At 51.0% G+C, this 22,332-nt stretch carries 15 protein-coding genes; 6 read left to right on the plus strand and 9 right to left on the minus strand.

All coding sequences use genetic code 11. From position 1 onward, the window contains the following. The first annotated feature begins 75 nt into the window (after positions 1-75). The 6 genes from ACO0LC_RS08405 to ACO0LC_RS08430 all read left to right on the plus strand — a co-directional run bounded on the left by ACO0LC_RS08405 (position 76) and on the right by ACO0LC_RS08430 (position 5,319). Complete coding sequence (locus tag ACO0LC_RS08405) at positions 76-723, plus strand: hypothetical protein (protein WP_423002203.1); 648 nt, start codon at positions 76-78, stop codon at positions 721-723. Beyond that, positions 720-1,397: an ABC transporter ATP-binding protein gene (locus ACO0LC_RS08410; protein WP_423002204.1), complete on the plus strand. Its 678-nt coding sequence runs from the start codon at positions 720-722 to the stop codon at positions 1,395-1,397. The genes ACO0LC_RS08405 and ACO0LC_RS08410 overlap by 4 nt, the downstream gene beginning before the upstream one ends. Next, a complete protein-coding gene (locus ACO0LC_RS08415; protein WP_423002205.1) occupies positions 1,394-2,611 on the plus strand; it encodes an ABC transporter permease in 1,218 nt (405 codons plus the stop codon). Before ACO0LC_RS08410 ends, ACO0LC_RS08415 begins: the two co-directional genes overlap by 4 nt. A gap of 16 nt (positions 2,612-2,627) precedes the next feature. Further along, positions 2,628-3,368 carry an outer membrane lipoprotein-sorting protein gene (locus ACO0LC_RS08420; RefSeq protein ID WP_423002206.1) on the plus strand — a complete coding sequence of 247 codons (741 nt, stop codon included), beginning with the start codon at positions 2,628-2,630 and terminating at the stop codon, positions 3,366-3,368. A 2-nt stretch (positions 3,369-3,370) separates the two neighbouring features. Beyond that, a complete protein-coding gene (locus tag ACO0LC_RS08425; protein WP_423002207.1) occupies positions 3,371-4,624 on the plus strand; it encodes a hypothetical protein in 1,254 nt (417 codons plus the stop codon). A gap of 74 nt (positions 4,625-4,698) precedes the next feature. Next, positions 4,699-5,319: a hypothetical protein gene (locus ACO0LC_RS08430; protein ID WP_423002208.1), complete on the plus strand. Its 621-nt coding sequence runs from the start codon at positions 4,699-4,701 to the stop codon at positions 5,317-5,319. 2 nt (positions 5,320-5,321) lie between these two features. Here ACO0LC_RS08430 and ACO0LC_RS08435 read toward each other — a convergent pair whose 3' ends face one another. From ACO0LC_RS08435 to aceE, 9 genes are all read right to left on the minus strand, one after another. Next, the gene (locus ACO0LC_RS08435) at positions 5,322-6,299 is read right to left on the minus strand and encodes a GGDEF domain-containing protein (RefSeq protein ID WP_423002209.1); all 978 of its coding nucleotides are present in this window, start codon (positions 6,297-6,299) and stop codon (positions 5,322-5,324) included. Between the two features lie 180 nt (positions 6,300-6,479). Beyond that, entirely contained in the window at positions 6,480-7,028 is a 549-nt protein-coding gene (locus tag ACO0LC_RS08440) for a GNAT family N-acetyltransferase (protein ID WP_423002210.1), read from the minus strand. Between the two features lie 30 nt (positions 7,029-7,058). After that, positions 7,059-8,165: an HD-GYP domain-containing protein gene (locus ACO0LC_RS08445; RefSeq protein WP_423002211.1), complete on the minus strand. Its 1,107-nt coding sequence runs from the start codon at positions 8,163-8,165 to the stop codon at positions 7,059-7,061. Positions 8,166-8,265: 100 nt separating this feature from the next. Further along, entirely contained in the window at positions 8,266-9,354 is a 1,089-nt protein-coding gene (locus ACO0LC_RS08450) for a DKNYY domain-containing protein (RefSeq protein WP_423002212.1), read from the minus strand. Positions 9,355-9,544: 190 nt separating this feature from the next. Then, positions 9,545-12,418 carry a M16 family metallopeptidase gene (locus tag ACO0LC_RS08455; RefSeq protein WP_423002213.1) on the minus strand — a complete coding sequence of 958 codons (2,874 nt, stop codon included), beginning with the start codon at positions 12,416-12,418 and terminating at the stop codon, positions 9,545-9,547. Positions 12,419-12,708: 290 nt separating this feature from the next. Next, on the minus strand, positions 12,709-15,600 hold the full coding sequence (locus ACO0LC_RS08460) for a M16 family metallopeptidase (RefSeq protein ID WP_423002214.1): 2,892 nt from the start codon (positions 15,598-15,600) through the stop codon (positions 12,709-12,711). Positions 15,601-15,935: 335 nt separating this feature from the next. After that, a complete protein-coding gene (lpdA, locus tag ACO0LC_RS08465; protein ID WP_423002215.1) occupies positions 15,936-18,056 on the minus strand; it encodes a dihydrolipoyl dehydrogenase in 2,121 nt (706 codons plus the stop codon). 14 nt (positions 18,057-18,070) lie between these two features. Then, complete coding sequence (gene aceF, locus ACO0LC_RS08470; protein WP_423002216.1) at positions 18,071-19,396, minus strand: dihydrolipoyllysine-residue acetyltransferase; 1,326 nt, start codon at positions 19,394-19,396, stop codon at positions 18,071-18,073. Positions 19,397-19,520: 124 nt separating this feature from the next. Beyond that, a complete protein-coding gene (gene aceE, locus ACO0LC_RS08475) occupies positions 19,521-22,217 on the minus strand; it encodes a pyruvate dehydrogenase (acetyl-transferring), homodimeric type (protein ID WP_423002217.1) in 2,697 nt (898 codons plus the stop codon). Between the last annotated feature and the right edge of the window lie 115 nt (positions 22,218-22,332).

Consider the following 22,332-nt stretch of genomic DNA (forward strand, 5'->3'; position numbering starts at 1 on the left):
GAGGCTAAGGCTGCCCATCTTTATTCTTCGTCCTGTCGCAAGAGCACATCACATTTAAACAAACAGGAGAACCACATGCGCGCATTTCATCTCAAGGGCGGTAAAAAATTTCTGTTGGCGAGCGGCCTGATGCTGGCATTCACTACTCAGGCCATGGCATTTTCTGAGCCAGAGTTTAAAACTGCCTTCCAGCAATTTACCCAATCTGGCAAAGGTAGTGAAGAAGCTGCCGCTAATGCCTTCAATGAATTGCTCAAGCAAGACCCCACCAGCCCCCTGGTCATGGCCTACGCTGGTGCCAGCACAGGCAGGCTGGCAGTGACCACCATGTTCCCCTGGAAGAAAATGTCGTATGCGGAAGATGGCATGGCCATGCTGGAAAAAGCCCTGCAACTAGCTGCCGCCAATGAAAATGCACAAGGCCATGGCAGCACACCAGTGATACTGGAAGTTAAATATGTCGCCGCCAGCACTTTCCTGGCTGTGCCAGCTTTCATGAACCGTGGCCCGCGTGGTGCCAAACTCCTCAATGAAGTGCTGGAACACAAGCAGTTTGACAAGGCCGAAGCCGGCTTTCGTGGTTCTGTATTGATGCGCGCCGCCAGTCTGGCAAATGAACAAAAACGCCCTGAAGATGCCAAGCATTACCTGAATGAAGTGGTCAGACAAAATGCGCCACAGGCAGAAGCAGCCAAGGCCATGTTGAAAGGTATCCCATCATGAGCCTGCCGCCTGCCATAGAACTGCACGCAGTTCATAAGGCTTATCAACTCGGCGCCCATGTCGTCAAGGCCTTGCAAGGCGTGGACTTGACACTGGAGCGTGGTGAATTGCTGGCCCTGACCGGTCCCTCCGGCAGCGGCAAAAGCACGATACTTAACCTGTGCGGCTTGATAGACCATGCAGACGCAGGCGACATCTTGCTGAACGGTGTCAACATCAAGCTATACAATGAAACGCAAAAAACCCTGCAAAGACGCGACACCATAGGTTTTATCTTCCAGAGCTTTAACCTGGTGCCTGTCATGACAGTGGCAGAGAATGTCGATTATCCGCTCTTCCTGACAGGTGTGCCAGCGGCAGAAAGACGCGAGCGGGTGGCAGCACAATTGAAAGCCGTTGGCCTGCATGAACATGCCCAGCATTTGCCAGATGCCTTGTCTGGTGGTCAGCGTCAAAGAGTTGCTATCGCCCGCGCACTTATCAAACGCCCCAGCCTGGTGATTGCCGATGAACCCACGGCCAGTCTGGATTCACATACCGCCGACCAGGTGCTGGACCTGATGCGTGAACGTGGTCATGCCGAAGGTGTGGCCTTCATCATCGCCAGCCATGATAACCGCCTGACTAGCCGCAGCGACCGCATCGTGTCTCTGCTGGATGGGAGATTGCAATGAAACTCAGTTGGCTCAAATTTGCCTTTTACAATACCCTGCGCAACCGCCGCCGTTCTGGCATTACCGTCGTCATCGCAGCTCTCGGCACAGCAGCTATCCTGCTGGCTGGTGGCTTTGCCTATTCCACCTATGAAGGTCTGGCGCAGATATCTGCACGCAGCACAGGCCACCTCATCATAGGTAAACCCCAGCACTTCACCAGCGACCAGGATGTGCCCCTGCAATATGGCCTGGAAAATGCCGCTGCACTGCAAAGCAAACTGCTGGCGGACCCAGCCGTGCGCTACGTCTTGCCGCGCATAGAATACAGCGGCCTGATCAGCAATGGCGACAAATCCACCATCATGATGGCAGTGGGTATAGACCCGGATGCTGAATTCTCGGTCAAGGGCCCTACCCTGGCATTGAAAGAAGGCGAACTCCTGCAAACCGAATCAGCAGAAGCTGAAATCGTCCTGGGTGACGCACTGGCACACAGCCTGAAGGCCAAACCCGGCAGCAGCCTGACACTGATGGCCAGCACTACCGACGGTGCTTTGAATGCGGTTGATGTCACCGTCAAGGGCCTGGTATCCACAGGTGTGCCTGATCTGGATAAACGCCTGGTGTATTCAAATATCAAGACCGCGCAAAAACTCTTGAATACCCAGCGCATTTCCAGCCTGGGTGTGTTCCTGAACTCCATGGATGCGACCTTGCCTGCACAAGCCAGACTTGCCAAAACATTCCCTGGACTGACGGTACAAAACTGGCTGGAGCAGGCTTTCTTTTATAAATCTGTACGTGATTTGTATAACCGCATATTTGGTGCCCTGGGTGCCATCATCAGCGTCATCGTGATATTCGTGGTTGCCAATGCCATGGCCATGGCCATCATAGAACGCACCCGTGAAGTCGGCACTTTGCGCGCCATGGGTACTCTACCCGGGCAACTGATACGCAGCTTTTCTTTTGAAGGAATGATACTGGGTGGTACAGGTGCCATAGTCGGCGCAGTTCTGGCTATTACGGTCGCCCTGCTGCTGACCATATTCCCGGTAGAAATGCCTCCACCACCTGGGCGCTCCAGTGGCTACCCTTTGCTAATCACGATAGACGCCGCCATGTATGCCATCACCGTGTTCATGATGATTGCCTTGTCCATGCTGTCGTCAACCTTCATCGCCCGCAAGACCCTGCGCCAACCCATTGTCGATGCGCTGGCACATAACTGAGATAGAGAGAATAAAAATGAAAACAACTATGCACATTGCCATCTTATTGCTGGTAGCAACTACAGGTTTCGCCCGCGCAGATGAAGTCAATGACTTGTTGAAAGCAGCTGATCAGTTTCGGGTAGGTACAGAAAACATGCAGGTGGAAACCGAGATCACTACCTTTGCCAAGGATGGCAGCAAGGAAAAAGAAAGAAACTATCTGGTATTTTCGCAAGCCAACCACCAGTCCCTGGTGTTGATGAAAAGCCCGGCAGAAAAAGGGCAAAAGGTCTTGATGCTGGGGGATGATTTCTGGATGCTCTTGCCCGGCAGTCAGCGCCCACTACGCATCACGCCCATGCAAAAGTTGCTGGGAGATGCCTCTATCGGTGACATTGCCACGATGAGCTGGTCGCAGGATTACACAGGCAAGATCGTTGCAGAAGAAAAATGTGATGACAAAGCCTGTGTGCATCTGAGTTTGAATGCCTTACGCAAATCAGTCGCCTACCAGCGCATAGAGCTGTGGCTGGGCAAGACCCGTCATGAACCCCTCAAGGCGGACTTGTATGTACAGTCAGAAAAACTCGCCAAGCAAGCCAGCTTCGTCTTCGACAAGCCACAGGCGCCGGCTACCGTGTCTGAAATGCTGTTACTGGATCAATTGAGCAGTCATAAGGAAACGCGCGTACGTTACCTCAGCCGTAAGCAAAAGACCGTGCCTGAACAATGGCTGAACCCCATGTTCCTGGCCAAAAATCCCAGCCTGGAGTAAGTATGTCTGCTATTAAAAATCCTGCATTAGGTGTGTTGCTAACTGCATTATTCTGCACGCCTGGCTTTGCCATCGCTGAGGATATAGATTTCAGTGGTCAGTTGCGTGGCCTGGTCAATAGCTATGCCAGTAATAGCGCCAGTCAGTTGGCAATCGCTAACCAACTAAGCCCAGGCATAGGTAACAAGGATACACAACTGGGAGTGATGGAAACCGAATTGCGTGCCAGTGGCAAAGGCATTACGGCAGTTGCCACTTTGCAGGGACAGATAAACGATAGTGGGCGCACACAAGCCACTGCCTGGCTGAATGAATTGTATGGCAACCTCGGTGACGGCGCATGGCAGTTCAGCGCTGGTAAAAAGACCATCGCCTGGGATGTAGGTTATGGTTTTCGCCCGAATGATGTGATAGCGCAGGAAAAGCGCCGCTCACTGATCAGCACTACTGTGATAGGCAAGCCTTTGGCCAGCCTTGATTATTTTAATGCGAGCACTTCGGCAACGATGGTCTGGGTTAATCCCGGCCATACAGCAACGACGGATATAACAGATGAACAGGCACTGGCAGCGCGGGTCTATCACCGTGCTGGCGGCGTCGATTTGCATGGCTTTGGCCGTTATGGACAAAAGAGTGGTGGCAGCCTGGGTGCAGCCGCGTCCTGGGTGGCGACAGATGAAATGGAAATCCACGGATCGATACGCTTCATGCAAAAAAATACAGGCTTGCGCATGAATACCGATACCACTCTGCTACAGCGTACCAGCCCTTGGCAAAGCAGCACGCAAAACAATGTCATGCAAGCCATGCTGGGTGCAAACTACACGACGGAATCGCAGCACAGTTTTTTCCTTGAAGCCTGGTGGGATGCTACAGCCTTGTCAGACCGGGAATGGCAAGACTGGAACAGGCGCAATCTGGCTTTGCAGGGCAGCGTTAATTATTTGCCACAGATGCGGCAAGTCATCGCTTATAACCTGGCCTGGCAAAACCAGGCGCTGTCTGCCTCTGGCAATATCCGCCGCAAGAATGTCTTTGCCCGCTGGAGCTGGCAAGAAAATACCTGGCAACCTTCGCTGGATATATTATGGACGCCAGAAGACCATGGCCGCATCATCACCGCAGCACTGGGCTGGCAGGGTGACCGCATCAGCATCAATGGTGGTTTGCGGGTTTATGGAGGCCCCAGTAAGGCGATACTGGCGCAACTGCCAGACAGCAAAACGGCCTACATTTCTGCTACCTGGGCATTTTGAATGCAGGGATGGGCAGTTTCAGCGAAAATTTAAGCGATAATATCGGCTTGCTCCAAATCGCTGAAAGCCGCCCCATGTCAAAATCCCATGTTGATGCCAATTACCGTTTCATCGCCGCCAACCAGGAAGTCAATACTCGCATAGCACAAAGACATCAGGCACTGGCCCTGTATGTGACCCTGGTGGTCAGCCTGCTGGCTGCGCTGGTGGCCTTGAAACCGGGTGAGCCCAGCAGCAAGCTGCCAGTCGAATGGCTGGTCATGGGTTTTCCCGTGGCATCGATTTGCCTGACATTCTTGAATTACAAAGCGGAACGCTCGATCACGAATTTGCGCCATTTCCTGGCCACACTGGAAAGACTGGAAGATGCCCACCTGCACCTGCCCAGCTATAACACTGACCCACGCTGGGCCAAAAGTGCCAACAAGGCCAGGCGCTTCCAGGATTATGCCTGTGCCGTACTGGTGGCGGCAGCAAATGCCATAGGCCTGGGTGCTGTCATCCATATCTATCCTGAGCGCATCGCGGCCAACCAGTTTGTCATCTGGATCAGTGTCATCACAGCACTGGCATCGCTATTTGTATTGCTGTTCATGCCAGCCTGGAGTTATCGCCCTGACAGTGAGCTGGAGAAGCAGATCATCGTAGAGGATGAAGGCACAGACACCGCAAGCAGTTCTGATCAGAAAAATTGAATTCAGGCCTTATCTTCCCGAGCCACGCGCACTGCATTACGCCCGGAAAGCTTAGCTGCATACAGCATGGCATCGGCACGCTGAAACCAGGCTTGCCCTTGTTCTTCGGCCAATTTCCTGGCGACGCCTATGGAAACCGTCACAGGATAATCGCGCAATAGTTCAGTCTTTTCGACCAGGGCACGCAATTCTTCGGCAAAACGGGCGGCGGTAAATTCATCCACCCCCATGGCAACGACCACGAACTCTTCTCCGCCATAGCGAAAGAAACTGTCCGCATTCCGTATGCGTGAGCGTAGCAAGGAACAAAACTGTATCAAGACCTGGTCGCCTACTGTGTGGCCGAATTGGTCATTAATTTTTTTAAAATGATCAAGATCCAGTATCAATAAGCAGGCATCTGTCTGAGGTTCGCCCTGTTTGCATAAACTTTGCAATTGACGATCAAAGGCACGACGATTACCCACACCCGTCAAAAAATCTTTTTCTGCCTGTTGATTCAATTCAAAATGCTGCAGACTGGTGCGGTCAGAAAAGATATAAGAAAACAGGTTGATCAATATCAGGGTCACGACCACGCTGGACAAGTCCAGCAAGGGCATGGCGTCATGCAAAATAGCTAACAGACACAGCAGAGATACGCTATTGATCATCAGGGCTTCTTTAGCCCTGAGTATGAAGAAAGCGGCGATCATGGTGGGATAAACCCAGAACACGATGGAAACGCCTTTGACATATACCGCGGCCAGCATGCCCAGCGAATAAAACACCGTGACCGCGATACCCGCAAAACGCACACGCCTAGTGCGCCAGACGAATACCATGATGCACAACATGCCAAGTACGATCAGCAAATCAACTGTGGCAAGTATGAGGTTGCCCTGAAACAAACGGACTATCCCAAAAGGAAGGATGCTAGGTATGCTGAGGCCGCAAAGCAGCAACAGTACCACCTCTTCTTTTGAGCGTTTTAACAACATGCGTTTTTCCTGGCTGTCACAAACAAATGGATTGCTGGGTATCTCAATATGCAACTACACATTCAAGCCCCCCCCCGGGCTGCACTGCCAGCCTAACTCAAGCCACAAGCATATGTCCAACACTACGCGCCAGGCTTTGCGTGAAAAAAACAGTATTACTCCTCCGATATCAAAATCTATTTATTTAGCGACAAGCTCAGGGTGTATCAGCGCATATATCCAGAAATTGCCAGGCTTGCCACGTACCATGCGAAAAGCCCGTAAATAACCTTCACGCTGAAAGCCCATACGCTCAAGTACCTTGCAGGAATTGCTATTGCTTTCCAATACCGTCGCCTGTATGCGATTGTATCCAGCCTCATGAAAACCCCATTCACACAGCGCAGTGGCGGCGAGCCGCATGATGCCCTTGCCCCAATATTCTGGCGCCATGTCATAAGCCAGTTCGGCACTGCGATTCAGGTCTGAGACGGTATGAAAACCTACTGTACCTATGAGCTGGTCATCGGCTTGCGTGACTATGGCAAGTCGTATGGAAGAGTTGGGTAGATCGCCTTCAAAACTACTCAGTTGGGGTAACAAATCATCAACGCTACTGAGGTTCCAGCTGGTATGCCTGATCACATCAGGATTCTTGAGGTAGGCATACCAAATTTCGGCATCGCTGCTACGTATATTGCGCAGGGTTAAACCGGGATAAGGAAGTTCCAGTGATTTGTCTATCTGCATCGTCAGGAAATAAAAAATAAATCAGGGTTGTTATTGTCTGGCAATTAACTTACGCACGACTTCATTGAACATTTCCACCATCTGTGGATCAAACTGGCTTTCAATATTGGCATTGATTTCGGAGATCGCGCTTAACACGCTGCGTTTGTAGCTACGATCCGAACGCTCATTAGTAATAGAGCAAAAGGTATCGACAATCGCCAGCATACGGGCACCGGCATGTATTTGCTGCCCCGTCAAACTGTTAGGATAGCCATAGCCATCAAAGCGCTCATGATGATCAAGGACTATGCGCGCAGCTTCATCCCAGCCACCAAACCGCAATAAAATCTGGCTACCCGTTACCACATGCTCCTGCACTATTTTCAACTCCTCGCGCGACAAGCCCCCTTCTTTGTTGAAAATATTATGCGGAATAAAACTCATTCCTACATCATGCATCAAGGAGGCTGCCTGTAATTGCCTGGCATCGACAGGAAAACCCAGGGCTTCGTTCAGGGACTCTGTCAATTGTGCCGACTGTTCACTGCGATTTTTTCTGTAGATGCTCAAATTGTCGATTTGCTGGGCAAATTTGTGCATCAGCAACATATCGTCCGGCAACTCCAGCACAACCCTGGGTGATTTACTGACAGGCTCTTTACTAGCTGTCTTGCCATCCAGCAAGGCAATCGCATCCTTGAATTGCTGGGATTGAAAACCCTGACTGCTGGTCTTTTGCAAAGTGTCACACAAGTCGTATAACTTCTTGCGTCTGACGTCGCTGGTGCTGCCATTGGCAATCAAGTCATTAAGCAAGTCTTCCACTTCATCAATGGCCAGCAGGAGAAACTCGCCCAACTCACGAAAATAAGGGTCTTGCTCAGCTCTGACTCTGGCGACTATCTCTTCAACCCGGTGCAATAATTCGACAAAGGGTGTCAATCCCACCATCTGGCAATTGCCTTTGAGTGAATGCATGGCGCGGAATAACCTGTGCACATAGGCCGCGCCACCGTCATTATTAAGTTCTTTGACGCAGGCTTCTGCCTCTTCGCAGGCTTCGCGAGTGCAATCGACAAAATCATCGATGATAGTGCGCTCCATTGCCAGAAATTCAGGACAAGTGAAACTGTCAACGCTATTGGCTGTATTCATTTCAAAATGTCCCTGGTTGTCGTAGGTCAATATTATTAAAAATTATAGTACCAACATCTACAGGATATGCAGATAAATACGCAGATGCATAGGTATCTGTCTATCTCTTTGCCGTCACCAGCCTGCCACTCAAATAATAGCGTGAGCCATCATGTGCATCTGAATCAGTGTTCGCATCATAATTGCCAGCCACAAAACTGCTGGCATCGGCAGCTTCCAGCAAGATCACTTTATTCAGGCTCGAATCTCTATAGTAAACCCGTTTATTATCTTTAAAATAAGACCGCTCCAACAACGTGAATGTAGCAGGATCGGCATCCTTGACGATTTGCAAAGGTTCAATCGCTCCAAAAAACACTGCATACAAGAATTGTCCATCCGTGGCATAAACAGCCAGATCCTGGTTTGACAGTAAACGAAACTGCGCAGTGGGCGCATTCAACTTGCATGCCTTGTCGAAAACAAATACCTGCTTGTTATCTTTGGCCATGTCAGGGCTAAGCAATTGAAAACTAACCATGTTCGCGCCCTGCAGGACTTGCCAGCCATAGTAGACCTGCTGACTATCACTAGCATAACGACCACCTAAATGCCGGAACTCTACAGGTTTAGCACCTGACAATACCCGCCCCTCCAGATAAACATGGGCCCGGTCTTTCCAAAACAAGGGGGAGCGCTCGTCACCAGCCTGATTTCTGGGATTGCTGACGCCCGTAAAGCTGGCGGCATCAGCCCCTTCTATCAAGCGGCCATCAAAATAAACATGCTTTTCATCCGCGGCATAGCGCGCATATTGTTCGCCTATGGTCTTGAAGGTGGATGCCTGCGCACCAGTCACAGGCTTGCCATCGTAATACACACTGTCTTCTTTCACAAAATAGCCGTTGCCCGATATACCAGCAACGACGTTCATGATGAAGCGCGGATAGCCAAATACCAGCGCCACCAGCACCGTCAGCACGACACTCGCTAGCAATGCCCGGTCCGCAGGAATGCGAAAATAAGTCATTCCAAACAGCTTGTAACAGGCAAAGATAATGACGGGATAAAAGATGATGAACAGCAGAAAAGCCAGATTGGATTTACTGTTCTCTGAACCAGGCGCATCAAACAACATGGGTGACATCATCATGAGCAAGGGCCATATCAGCAAGGCCAGGGTGCTCAAAATATCCAAGAATAATTTCATTTTCACTTTCAAAGCCTTAGGGCCGCTTATCAACTCAACATGCAATAAATTTATCATCAATTTCGGGAAATAGCAGAAAAACACGCCACTACCCAGCGTTTCAAAGACACATCAAGTTAAAAGCCCGGCGATCGCTAACGATAGCCGGGCTTTTAACTTAAGATTTTATGAGGACTTAATGCATTTATTTTTACTCGGCAAATACCTGTTGTACAGGCAAAATATTAATTGAACTTGCCTTGATGTTAAGCTTGCGCTGACCTATGACCCTGTCTTCCTCCAGCAATTCCTTAGGTTGAGCGACATCATACTTGATAGGCAAAGGCCGATCAGCCAACAAGTGCTCTTTCAAGTTTTCCGCATCCTTGGCGACCATAACGATAGACATGTTTTCCGCATTCAAATGTCGTTTGATCGCTGCATTCACGTCTTCCACTGTCAGCTTGCTCAATTGCGTGCGCATCATCTGGGTGAATTCAGGTGTCCCCAGCCATTGCGCATCCAGGGCATAAGCCAGTTGCTGATCCTGGCTCGCCATCATCATGAAAACATTCTTCATGAGGTAATCACGTATCATTTCAAATTGATCCTTACTGAGCCCTTGCTGTATCAGCTTGTCGAGTTCACTCAAGCTGATGCGCAATGCCATTTCTGCATTTTCAGGCAAGGTTGGACGTATCCAGATTTCAAATAACTGCGCTTGACGGGCACGATTGGCAATAGGCAAAAACTCGAACATTCCCCTGGGAAAGGCTTCAATATAAGCATAAGTGCCATAGTTCAGGCCACGTACTTCACGTATGCGTTTGGTCAAATATGCCAAACTGGAACGATGCTCGCCCAGCCAGGTCTTGACCAGCCAGAGTGCAGCAAAGTCAGGATGCGAGCGCGTTACTTCTATGGGCAAGCCCAGGGAAATGGCAGTAGATCGATTATCTTTTTGTATGATCTGCACTGCCAAACCCGCATGGCGCGGGATGACTGGCGCAGCAAGCCTGGTAAATCCCTGACCTTGCGGCAATTGATTCAAAGCCTGTTGCAGGCTGGCCAGCATGGATGTATTGACATCGCCAGCAATGCCCGCATGGACTGCGCCCTTAGTATAAGCTTGCCTCCAGAACTGCCTGACATCATCCAGCGTGATGGCATCCAGCCCCTTGATCGTGCCCAACACTGGATGAGCAAAAGCCGAGCCCGAAAAAGCCATGCTTTGCAAAACTTCTTTGGCCAACTCCTCGTCGTTATTATTCTTTAAATCTCTTAGCAAGGCATTCTTTTGCGCATCTTTGAGACGGAGAAAATCCTCCTCCCTGAAGCCAGGCGTCAGCAATTGTGGCATGGCCGTGCGCATCAGGGTTTCCCAATTATCCTTGTGTACGGTCCCAGTAAAACTCGTCATTTCCTTATCGGTCTGCACTGAAAAACTGGCCGCAAGAGGAGACAGCATCTGCCTGATTTCATCTACTTTGCGCTCTGTCGAATCAGCAGATGCAAGCATGGCGGCCGTCAACGCAGCCAGGCCTTCTTTACCCACGGGATCATGCACTGAACCAGCATTGAATATCAGTTTGAAACTGACCTGTGGCAGGCTGGAAGCTTGCACCAGGATATTGAATTTGCTGGCAGAACTGGTTTTATTAAAGCTGTTCAAACCTGGCAATTTCTCCACGCCTGCAGGCAAGGCAGCATCCGACATGGTCGTGACTACCATGCCTTCATCACGCAAATATTTTTTTGCCGCTGCCAGCAAGTCAGCCGGAGTCAATTCATCTATGATTTTCTGGAACTGATCGAAGGTAGCATAAGAACGCTGATAATGAATATAGAGCGCTAAAGTGCTCGCTATTTGTTCTGTGTTATCAAGGCTGCGTATCAGTTCATATTTGTGTTTAGTCTTGGCATCTGCCAATTCTTTTTCCGAAACAGGGTTTTGTACAATATCTGCCATCTTTTCCAGAATGGCATTGCGCACATAAATGACGTCTCCAGGCTTTTTAACGCGGGCAATTACAGTCACCAGACCAGGGTCCGCGTTCGACGTTGTACGGTCAAATAATTCATCCACTTTTTGCTCTTGCTGCAGCAAACGATTACGCAATTCTGAATCCTCCCCAAAGACCAGCGAGAACAAGACCTGCAGCGCAGCATGATCTTTATTTTCGACTGAAAAAGCGGGAGCATGAAAAGACACGGACACATAAGGCAGTGTGGCGCCCGACCAGATCACAGGTTTGTAGACTGGCGCAGTCGGTGCTGGCTCGACAGGAATTTTTACCCTCTCTTTGCCTTGCTGCCATTTACCCCAGTATTTTTCAACCAGAGCAATAGCCTTTTCCGGGTCCACATCACCTGCGATGACGATACTAGTATATTCGGGCCGGTACCAACGCTCAAAGAATACTTTGGAATAGGCATACAGATTAGGCATATCCTCTATATCCTTGAGAAAGCCGATAGGCACATGCCGATAGGGATGTTTTTGAAAAGCGGCTTCGCGCACATCCGCCACTAATCTGCGTATGGCATGATTGCTATTTTTATTGTATTCACCAAGTACAGCCTTGGCCTCGGTCCTGAAATCATTTTCGCTGAACGACAAATTCTGGAAGCGATCTGCCTCGATTTTCAGCATGGTTTCCAGGTCGTCCTTAAAAAAAGTCATATGAAAATTAGTCAGGTCGTCACTGGTGTAAGCGCTGGGCCGAACACCAGCGCGCGCCAAAATTTCTCCGTACTTATCCGGGGGAAATTCTTTCGTCCCACGAAACATCATGTGTTCAAAAAAATGTGAAAATCCAGACTTGCCTGCTTCAAACTCATTGCGAGCACCAGTTTGAACCGGAATTTGCAGCGATATCAAATTCGGCATACCAGTGGGTATGATGATTACTTTCAAGCCGTTCGGTAACAGTTTTTCCGTGGCCTTAAATGGCAAAAAGTCTCTTTTCTCTTGTGCAGGCAATAATTTTCCACCTGCCCCGCTATCAGCAGTCGCGCTGGCGAGCACGGGAAACATCGAGGAGATAAGCACAGCCAACAAACCCAGGCGCATCGAAATTTTCATATTTAAGCCATTAAATAGTGTTATTTAAAAGGAGTTAGAATTATATGACGGCAAAAACAGCGAATAAGTTTCAAAATACTTCAATTAAAAAATTGCAACTATTTACTGCCTGATCGTTAGGGTGATAAGAACGATGCCTACGACCTCGCTGAGACCACTCTGCATGCAAACAACACGCATTTGCGCCAGAAATTGATGCCCACAAAAACACGAAAACAAAATAAAACTAAAAAAACCCTGCAATCTCGACAGATAGCAGGGTTCTTCAGCATCACAAAAACTACCCGATCTTATTCAGCAAATACCTTGCTTGCAGGTGTGATAGTAACGGCCTCATCCTTGATATTGAGCTTGCGCTTGCCTATGACCTGATCTTCATCCAGCAATTCCTTGGGTTTATCAGAATTGTATTTGATCGGTGATTCAGCATCGGCCACCAGCTTTGCCTTCAGGTCGACAGCATCTTTGGCGATGATGACGACGGACAGGTTTTCTGCCGACAGATGCTTTTTGATGGCTGCATTGACATCTGCCAGACTCAACTTGCTCAGGTTATCACGCATCATCTTGGTGAATTCAGGCGTATGGTGCCATTGCGAATCCATGGCATAGCCTAGCTGCTGGTCCTGGGTGGCCGTCATCATGAAGACATTTTTCATCAAGTACGCACGCGTGATCTCGAACTCTTCCTTGCTCAGTCCCTTGTTGACCATTCTGTCGAACTCGGTAATAGCGACACGTATGGCCATCTGGGCATTTTCCGGCGCGACCGGGCGTATCCAGATTTCAAACAATTGCGACTGACGCGCCCTGTTGGCAGTCGGGAAGAACTGGAACATACCGCCAGGGAAGGCTTCAATATACGCATAGTCGCCATAATTCATGCCGCGCACTTCGCGTATACGCTGGTACAAATGGGATGAGCTGGCACGGTGTTCCCCCAGCCAGGTCTTGGCCAGCCACAGGGCGGCAAAGTCAGGATGCGCACGCGTCACCGTGATAGGCTGTCCCAAAGAGATAGCGGTTGCCCGCGTATTCTTTTCTATGATCTCCACTTCCAGCCCTTTGCTGACTTTGCCCACAGGTGCAGCAATGCGGGCAATACCTGCGCCTTCTGGCAATTTCGCCAGGGCTTGTTGCAAGGACGCCTGCATTGCTTCAGTCACGTCACCGGAAATACCGACCTTCAGCGCACCCTTGGTGTAAGCCTGTTTCCAGAACTGTTTAACATCATCCAGCGTAATCGCATCTATGCCCTTGATCGTACCCAGCACAGGGTGAGCATAGGGTGACGCTGCAAACACATTGGTTTGCAGGCGTTCTTTGGCGAGTTCTTCTTCGTTGTTGTCTTTCAAATCCAGCGCCAGGGCATTCTTTTGCGCATCCTTGAGACGGCGGAAATCTTCTTCACGGAAGCCAGGTTCCAGCAACTGCGGCAAGGCGATATTGATCAGATCATCCCATTTGTCTTTGTGGACGGAACCGCTGAAAGTCGTCATTTCCTTGTCGGGCTGGCCATTGAAGCTGGCCGCCAGCGGGAACAATGTCTTCTTGATTTCATCAATCTTGCGCTCTTTGGAGCCAGCCGCATCGACCATGGCTGCTGTCAGGGCTGCCAGACCTTCCTTGCCTGCCGGGTCATTGGCGGCACCGGCATTGAACACCAGCTTGAAGCGTATCTGTGGCAAGGCTGATTTTTGTACCAGCATGTCGAGTTTGCTGCCTGTGCTCTTGTCGGCAAAGCTGGCCAGCTTGGGCAACTGGCTGACCTCGGCAGGCAAGGCTGTATTCGACAATGTGGTGACGATCATGCTGTCATCGCTCAGGTATTTTTTTGCTGCGGCCTGCAAATCGGCAGGCGTCAGACTATCTATGAGCTGATAGAACTGATTCATGGTCGCGTAAGAACGCTTGTAATGGACAAAGCGCACCAGGGTAGAGGCGATTTGCTCGGTATTATCCAGTGAGCGTATGACACCGTATTTGAGTGCAGATTTGGCGTCGGCCAGTTCTTTGTCGGACAATGGCTTGGCGGTGATGCCAGCAACGGTTTTCAGGATGGCATCACGTACATACACCACGTCTTCCGGCTTCTTGACGCGTGCACCTATGGTCGCCAGGCCAGGGTCAACATTGTCTGGCGTAAAGTCAAACAACTGATCGACTTTTTGCTCGTCCTGCTGCAAGCGCTTGTTCAGGGCCGAAGTAGAACCGAAAGACAGGTTCAGCAGCAGACGCAGGGCCGCGTGTTCTTTATTCACTTCAGAAAAAGCTGGCGCATGGAAAGCCACTGTCACATACGGCAAGGTAGGACTAGGCCATGGCACATGCTTATAGATCGCACCTGTCGCTAGTGGTTCTGCCGGAACGGCAGGCTGCACCTTGCCACGCTGCCACTTACCCCAGTATTTCTCAACCAGGGCAATGGCTTTCTGCGGCTCTACATCACCGGCGATGATGACGGTGGTGCGCTCAGGGCGGTACCAGCGGTCAAAGAATACCTTGGAATAGGCATATTGATTGGGCATGTCCTCAATGTCCTTGAGAAAGCCCATGGTGGTGTGCTTGTAGGTATGTTTCTGGTAAGCCGCATCGCGCATGACTTCAAACAGCTTGCTGATGGGGTTGGCGCTGTTCTTGTTGTATTCACCCAGTACTGCGCGCGACTCTGTCTTGAAGTCTGCTTCGCTATAGGACAGGTTCTGGAAACGGTCTGCTTCTATCCTCAGCATGGTTTCCAGGTCCTCCTTGGAAAATGTCGTGTGATAGTTGGTCAGGTCGTCGCTGGTATACGCGTTTTGTCGTGCACCAGTGGCCGTCAATATATCTTTGTACTTGTCTGCCGGGATTTCCTTTGTGCCACGGAACATCATGTGCTCAAAGAAATGGGCGAAACCAGATTTACCCTCTTCTATCTCATTGCGTGAACCCGTCTGTACCGGAATGTGCAGCGAGATGATGTTTGGCAAACCAGTCGGCACGATGATGATTTTCAGGCCATTGGGCAAGAGTTTCTCTGTTGCGTGAAATGGCAGCAGGTCTGCCGTTTTTTGCCCTGGCTTGCTCGCCTTGATAGTAGTCGCTGGAGTTGCAGCGGCTTTATCCTGTGCATGAACAGAAATAGCCGGGAGAAATGCAGTTGCCAGCGCAAGGGCCAGCGTGCTGCGTACAAAGGTTTTCATGGTTGCACCACCTGTAATATTTTATTGTAAGGGAGCTTGATCAGATTTTATGGAGCTACTTTTGACCAACGCGCAAAGATAGCTCAAAAAGCAGCAATTTGACTATCGTTTGCAGAACAAGTTCATGGAACCACTGATTAAGCTACTGCGCGACGCGATTTTGAACCTGCTGTTCTTGCAAGTTCGTCGCCGTACCGAAGTATGACTGCGCTTCCGGGTTTTCAATGCGTCAAACTAGCGCCGCTCGCTACGCTTAGTCAGCGGTTCCTAAAAGACGGATACAAAAAAGCCCTGATGCTTTTTATGCATCAGGGCTATCTTTACAGCAAATTCACTTACTTTTTGCGTTGCGGTGGCAAGTCTGTACAGACGCCTTTGTACACTTCAGCCGCCATGCCTATAGACTCACCCAGGGTGGGATGTGGATGGATGGTCTTGCCGATATCAACTGCATCAGCACCCATCTCTATCGCCAGGGCGATCTCACCTATCATGTCACCGGCATGTGTGCCGACGATGCCGCCACCGACGATGCGTTTGGTTTCTGCATCGAACAGCAACTTGGTGAAGCCTTCGTCACGGCCATTTGCCACTGCACGGCCAGAAGCCGCCCATGGGAAGTGGCCTTTTTCAAGCTTGACGCCCTTGGCCTTGGCTTCATCTTCTGTCATACCTACCCATGCGACTTCAGGGTCGGTGTAGGCAACCGATGGGATCACGCTGGCATCGAAGTAGGCTTTTTCACCGGAAGCTGCTTCTGCTGCCACATGGGCTTCATGCACAGCCTTGTGTGCCAACATGGGTTGGCCAACCAGATCGCCAATCGCAAAGATATGCGGCACATTGGTGCGCATTTGTTTATCGACATTGATGAAGCCACGGTCAGTCACGGCAACGCCTGCCTTGTCAGCGGCAATTTTCTTGCCGTTGGGGCTGCGGCCTACTGCCACCAGTACCAAGTCATAGACTTGTGGCGCAGGTGCAGTTCCACCCGCCTCAGCGGCTTCGAATGTGACCTTGATGCCTTCAGGCAGGGCTTCAACAGCAACCGTTTTGGTTTTCAACATGATGTTGTCAAAACGTTTTTCATTGAATTTTTGCCAGACCTTGACCATGTCACGGTCTGCGCCCTGCATCAGGCCGTCCAGCATTTCAACGACATCAATGCGTGAACCCAGGGTGGAATAGACAGTCGCCATTTCCAGGCCTATGATGCCGCCACCGATGACCAGCATGCGCTTTGGTATCTGGCGCAATTCCAGCGCGCCTGTACTGTCAACAATGCGTGGGTCTGCCGGTACGAAAGGCAGGTTCACGACAGAAGAGCCAGCTGCAATAATCGCCTGTTTGAACTGTACGGTTTTCTTGCTGCCATCGGCCGCGGTGACTTCAATATTGTTAGGACTGAGGAACTGGCCTACGCCCTGCACTACATTGACCTTGCGGGCTTTCGCCATACCATTCAGGCCAGTCGTCATTTTCTTGATGACGCTTTCCTTGTAGCCGCGAAGTTTATCGATATCGATTTCTGGCTTGGCAAAGCTCACGCCGTGTGCAGCCATGGATGCAGTTTCATCAATCACCGCTGCCACGTGCAATAGTGCCTTAGATGGGATACAACCTACATTCAGACAGACACCGCCGAGTGTGGAATAACGCTCGACCAGCACTGTATTCATGCCCAGATCGGCAGAACGGAAGGCTGCAGAATAACCGCCAGGGCCAGCGCCCAATACCATCATGTCGCATTCAACATCGACCTTGCCGGTGTAACCGGAAGCGACTGGTGTGGGGACGGCAGGAGCTGTTGATGCGGCAGTTGCAGCAGCAGGAGCAGCGGCAGCAGGAGCAGATGCTGCCTGGCCTGCGGCTTCGACCAGCAACAGCAAGCTGCCTTCAGCAACCTTGTCACCAACCTTGACCTTGATTTCTTTTACCGTACCGGCATGGCTGGATGGAATTTCCATACTGGCCTTGTCGGATTCAACGGTAATCAGCGACTGATCTACCTTGATGCTGTCACCAACCTTGACCATGACTTCGATAACTTCAACTTCCTTGAAATCACCAATATCAGGGACTTTGACTTCGATGATGCCGACTAGTCCGGCAGGTGCTGCAACCACAGGAGCAGGCGCATCGGCAGCAGTAGCCGGTGTTGGGGCAGCCGCAACTGCGGGAGCTGCCTGAGCCGCAGGTGCTGCACTTGCCGCAGCACCCTCAGCTTCAATCACCAGCAACAAACTGCCTTCGGCAATCTTGTCACCGAGTTTGACTTTCAATTCCTTGATGACACCGGCATGGCTGGATGGGATTTCCATGCTGGCCTTGTCGGACTCTACTGTCACCAGTGATTGATCAACCTTGATGGTATCACCCACCTTGACCAGCAATTCTATGACTTCAACTTCCTTGAAATCACCGATATCGGGTACTTTGACTTCGATAGTGCTCATAGTCTGGTCTCCGTTCACAGCAAGGTTTTACGCAGATCAGCCAGAACATCAGCCAGATAAGCGGTGAACTTGGCAGCCATGGCACCATCAATGACGCGATGGTCATACGATAGCGACAAAGGCAGCATCAGGCGTGGCTGGAATTGCTTGCCATCCCACACGGGTTTGATACTGGATTTGGACAAGCCCAGGATCGCCACTTCAGGGGCATTGATGATAGGCGTGAATGCCGTGCCGCCGATACCGCCAAGTGAAGAGATCGTGAAGGTTGCGCCCTGCATGTCAGCAGGTTTCAGTTTGCCATCGCGTGCCTGGGCAGACAACTCGCCCATTTCGACAGCGATTTGCGACAGGGTTTTCTGGTCTGCGTTTTTAACGACAGGCACCACCAGGCCGTTAGGCGTATCTGCTGCAAAGCCGACGTTGTAATACTGCTTCAGGATCAGGTTTTCACCGGTCGCATCAAGCGAAGAATTAAATGCCGGGAATTTTTTGAGGGCAGCAACACTAGCCTTGATGACAAAAGCCAGCATCGTCAGTTTGACGCCGGACTTAACCAGCGCTTCGTTCGAGGATTTACGGAACTCTTCAAGATCGCTGATATCCGCTTCATCAAATTGCGTGACATGCGGGATCATTACCCAGTTGCGGTGCAAATTGGGGCCGCTGAGTTTTTTGATACGTGACAAAGGCGATGTCGTGGTCGTGCCAAACTTGCTGAAGTCCAGCGATGGCCATGGCAATACATCGAGGCCGACGCCACTGCCATTTTTTGCCGGAGCAGAAACCGCAGCAACGGCAGTGCTGCCCGCCATGATGCCCTTGACGAAGTTTTGTACGTCTTCTTGTGTGATACGGCCTTTTTGGCCGGAACCGGCAACGCGGCTCAGATCAACACCGAGTTCACGCGCAAACTTGCGTATCGATGGAGAGGCATGGGCCTTGCCTGCGCTGGCAGTTGCTACTGGTGCTGCTGTAGAAGCTACAGGAGCGGCAGCAGGTGCTGGAGCCGCTGGTGCAGGCGTTGCCGCTACTGGCGCGGGAACTGCTGCCGGAGCAGCCGCAGGTGCTGGTGCCGCCGCTGCACTTGCCGCAGCATCAACCACGACCAGCAAAGAACCTTCAGCAACCTTATCGCCGACCTTGACTTTAATTTCTGTAACTACACCAGCATGACTGGATGGAATCTCCATGCTGGCTTTATCTGATTCTACGGTGATCAGTGACTGATCCACCTTGATGGTGTCGCCGACTTTGACCATCAACTCAATGACTTCAACTTCCTTGAAATCACCAATATCCGGTACTTTGACTTCTACGCTACTCATAGTTTTCTCCATTGTCGCCCTGCGCTGTCACAGGGCGGTTGGGGTGAAGCCAGGTTTTGACTCTGTCTTCACGCTCATCGTGCCCCTCTCTAAAAATGAAAGAGGCAAGAAATGTTAGTGGGTGTCAGACGTAAAATTACACAGTAACCGGATTAGGTTTATCTGCATTGATACCGTATTTGGCAATTGCCTGCGCCACTACGGATGCAGACAGGGCACCTTCATCAGCCAGTGTCTTCAAGGCAGCGATGACGACGAAGTAACGGTTGACTTCAAAGAACTCACGCAATTTGGCGCGGGAATCAGAACGGCCAAAACCATCTGTACCCAAAACTTTGTAGCTGCGGTTTTTAGGTATGAAGGCACGTACCTGTTCAGCAAAGGTGCGCATATAGTCGGTTGCGACGACGATAGGGCCAGCAGTGTCTTTCAGGCACTGGGCGATGTAAGGCACGCGAGGTTCTGCAGTCGGGTGCAGCATGTTCCAGCGTTCTGCATCCTGGCCATCGCGGGCCAGCAAAGTGAAGGATGGTGCAGACCAGACATCAGCAGCAATACCCCAGTCGTTTTGCAGCAACTCAGCACCGGCGATCACTTCACGCAAGATGGTGCCTGAGCCCATCAGTTGCACGCGGTGCTTGGTGGTTTGCTCGGATTTTTGCAACTGGTACAGGCCCTTGATGATGCCCTCTTCCTGACCAGCTTTCAAACCTGGGTGGCTATAGTTTTCATTCATCAGGGTGATGTAGTAGAACACATCTTCCTGATCCGTCACCATGCGACGCAGGCCATCATGCATGATGACTGCCACTTCATGCGCAAAAGTCGGGTCGTAAGGAATACAGTTGGGGATGGTAGACGCCAGTACATGGCTGTGACCATCTTCATGCTGCAAGCCTTCACCATTCAGTGTCGTGCGACCAGCGGTACCGCCGAGCAGGAAGCCGCGTGCGCGCATGTCGCCAGCAGCCCAGGCCAGGTCGCCAATACGCTGCAGACCAAACATCGAGTAATACGTATAGAACGGGATCATGACGCGGTTATTGGTCGAATACGAAGTCGCCGCAGCGATCCATGAACTCATACCACCGGCTTCATTGATACCTTCTTGTAAAATCTGACCGGCTTTATCTTCGCGGTAGTACATGACCTGGTCTTTATCGACAGGCTCATACAACTGACCGACCTGGCTGAAAATACCGATCTGACGGAACAGGCCTTCCATACCAAAGGTACGCGATTCATCGACCATGATAGGTACCACGCGCTGACCCAGGCTGGCATCACGCAGCAAGGCGGTCAGGATACGTACATATGCTGCTGTCGTGGAAATCTCACGACCTTCAGCCGTTGGTTCCAGCATAGCCTGGAAGGCGGTCAGCTCTGGTACAACCAAAGCCTCGTCGGCTTTTTGACGGCGTTGTGGCAGGTAGCCACCGAGTTCTTTACGGCGCGCATGCAGGTATTGCATTTCTGGCGTGTCGTCAGCCGGTTTGAAGAATGGGATGGCTGGCAATTCAGAATCTGCAATCGGCAACTGGAAGCGGTCACGCATGGCCTTGATGGCTTCATCGTCAAGCTTCTTGGTATTGTGCGCAGTGTTGCGCGCTTCGCCGGATTTGCCAAAGCCAAAGCCCTTGATACTCTTCGCCAGGATAACAGTAGGCTGGCCCTTGTTTTCCTGGGCGACTTTGAATGCAGCATAAATCTTGTGTGGGTCATGACCGCCGCGGGTCAGGCGCCAGATGTCGTCATCCGACATTTTGCTGACCATCTCCAGCAATTTTGGATGCTTGCCAAAGAAGTTGGCGCGTACATAGGCACCATCCTTGGCTTTGTAGTTCTGGTATTCGCCATCAACGGTTTCCATCATGACTTTTTGCAGGATGCCGTCTTTGTCTTTCGCCAGCAACTCATCCCAGCCGCTACCCCAGATGACTTTGACGACATTCCAGCCAGCACCACGGAAATCAGATTCCAGTTCCTGGATGATCTTGCCATTGCCACGTACCGGGCCATCCAGACGTTGCAGGTTACAGTTGACAACGATGACCAGATTGTCCAGCTGTTCGCGGCCAGCCATGCCGATTGCGCCCATGGATTCTGGTTCATCCATCTCACCGTCACCACAGAATGCCCAGACCTTGCGTTTTTCAGTGTCAGCAATACCGCGCGCGTGCAGATACTTCAGGAAGCGTGCCTGGTAAATCGCCATCAATGGGCCAAGACCCATGGACACGGTAGGGAATTGCCAGAAGTCAGGCATCAGTTTTGGATGCGGATAAGAAGACAGACCCTTGCCATCAACTTCGCGGCGGAAATGCAGCAACTGGTCTTCAGTCAGGCGGCCTTCGAGGAAGGCGCGTGCATAGATGCCAGGAGAAGAATGGCCCTGGATGTACAGCAGATCGCCACCGTGATCTTCCGTCGGCGCATGCCAGAAATGGTTGAAGCCTATACCCAGCATGTTTGCCAATGAAGCAAAGCTGGACAGATGACCACCAAGGTCGCCATCAACGCGGTTAGCCTTGACCACCATGGCCATCGCATTCCAGCGCATATAAGAGCGCAGGCGCTCTTCAATTTCCAGGTTACCCGGGCAATGCTCGCCCTGGTCAGCCGGAATGGTATTCACATAGGCAGTATTGCTGGAAAACGGAATATGGGCACCACGGCGGCGCGCCAGGTCAACCATGCGCTCCATCAGATAATGTGCGCGTTCAGGGCCTTCGGCCTCTATGACGGATTCAAGCGCATCCAGCCACTCATTTGTTTCAACTACATCGGGATCATTTACGGCCTGGGCCAGCACCTGGTCTATCTGGGGTGACATAGAAGGGGTCTCCTGTTGGTGCGCGTTAGGGTGAAACGCGCGGGGCGAATCGACAAATTACGGCTAGTTTTTTGTTCTCGCAAGTATTTTAACAGGACTTTTTAATTTTTCAAAT

Origin of the sequence: Undibacterium sp. JH2W (genome assembly GCF_049340425.1) — a bacterium.
Classification (GTDB): Bacteria; Pseudomonadota; Gammaproteobacteria; order Burkholderiales; family Burkholderiaceae_D; genus Undibacterium.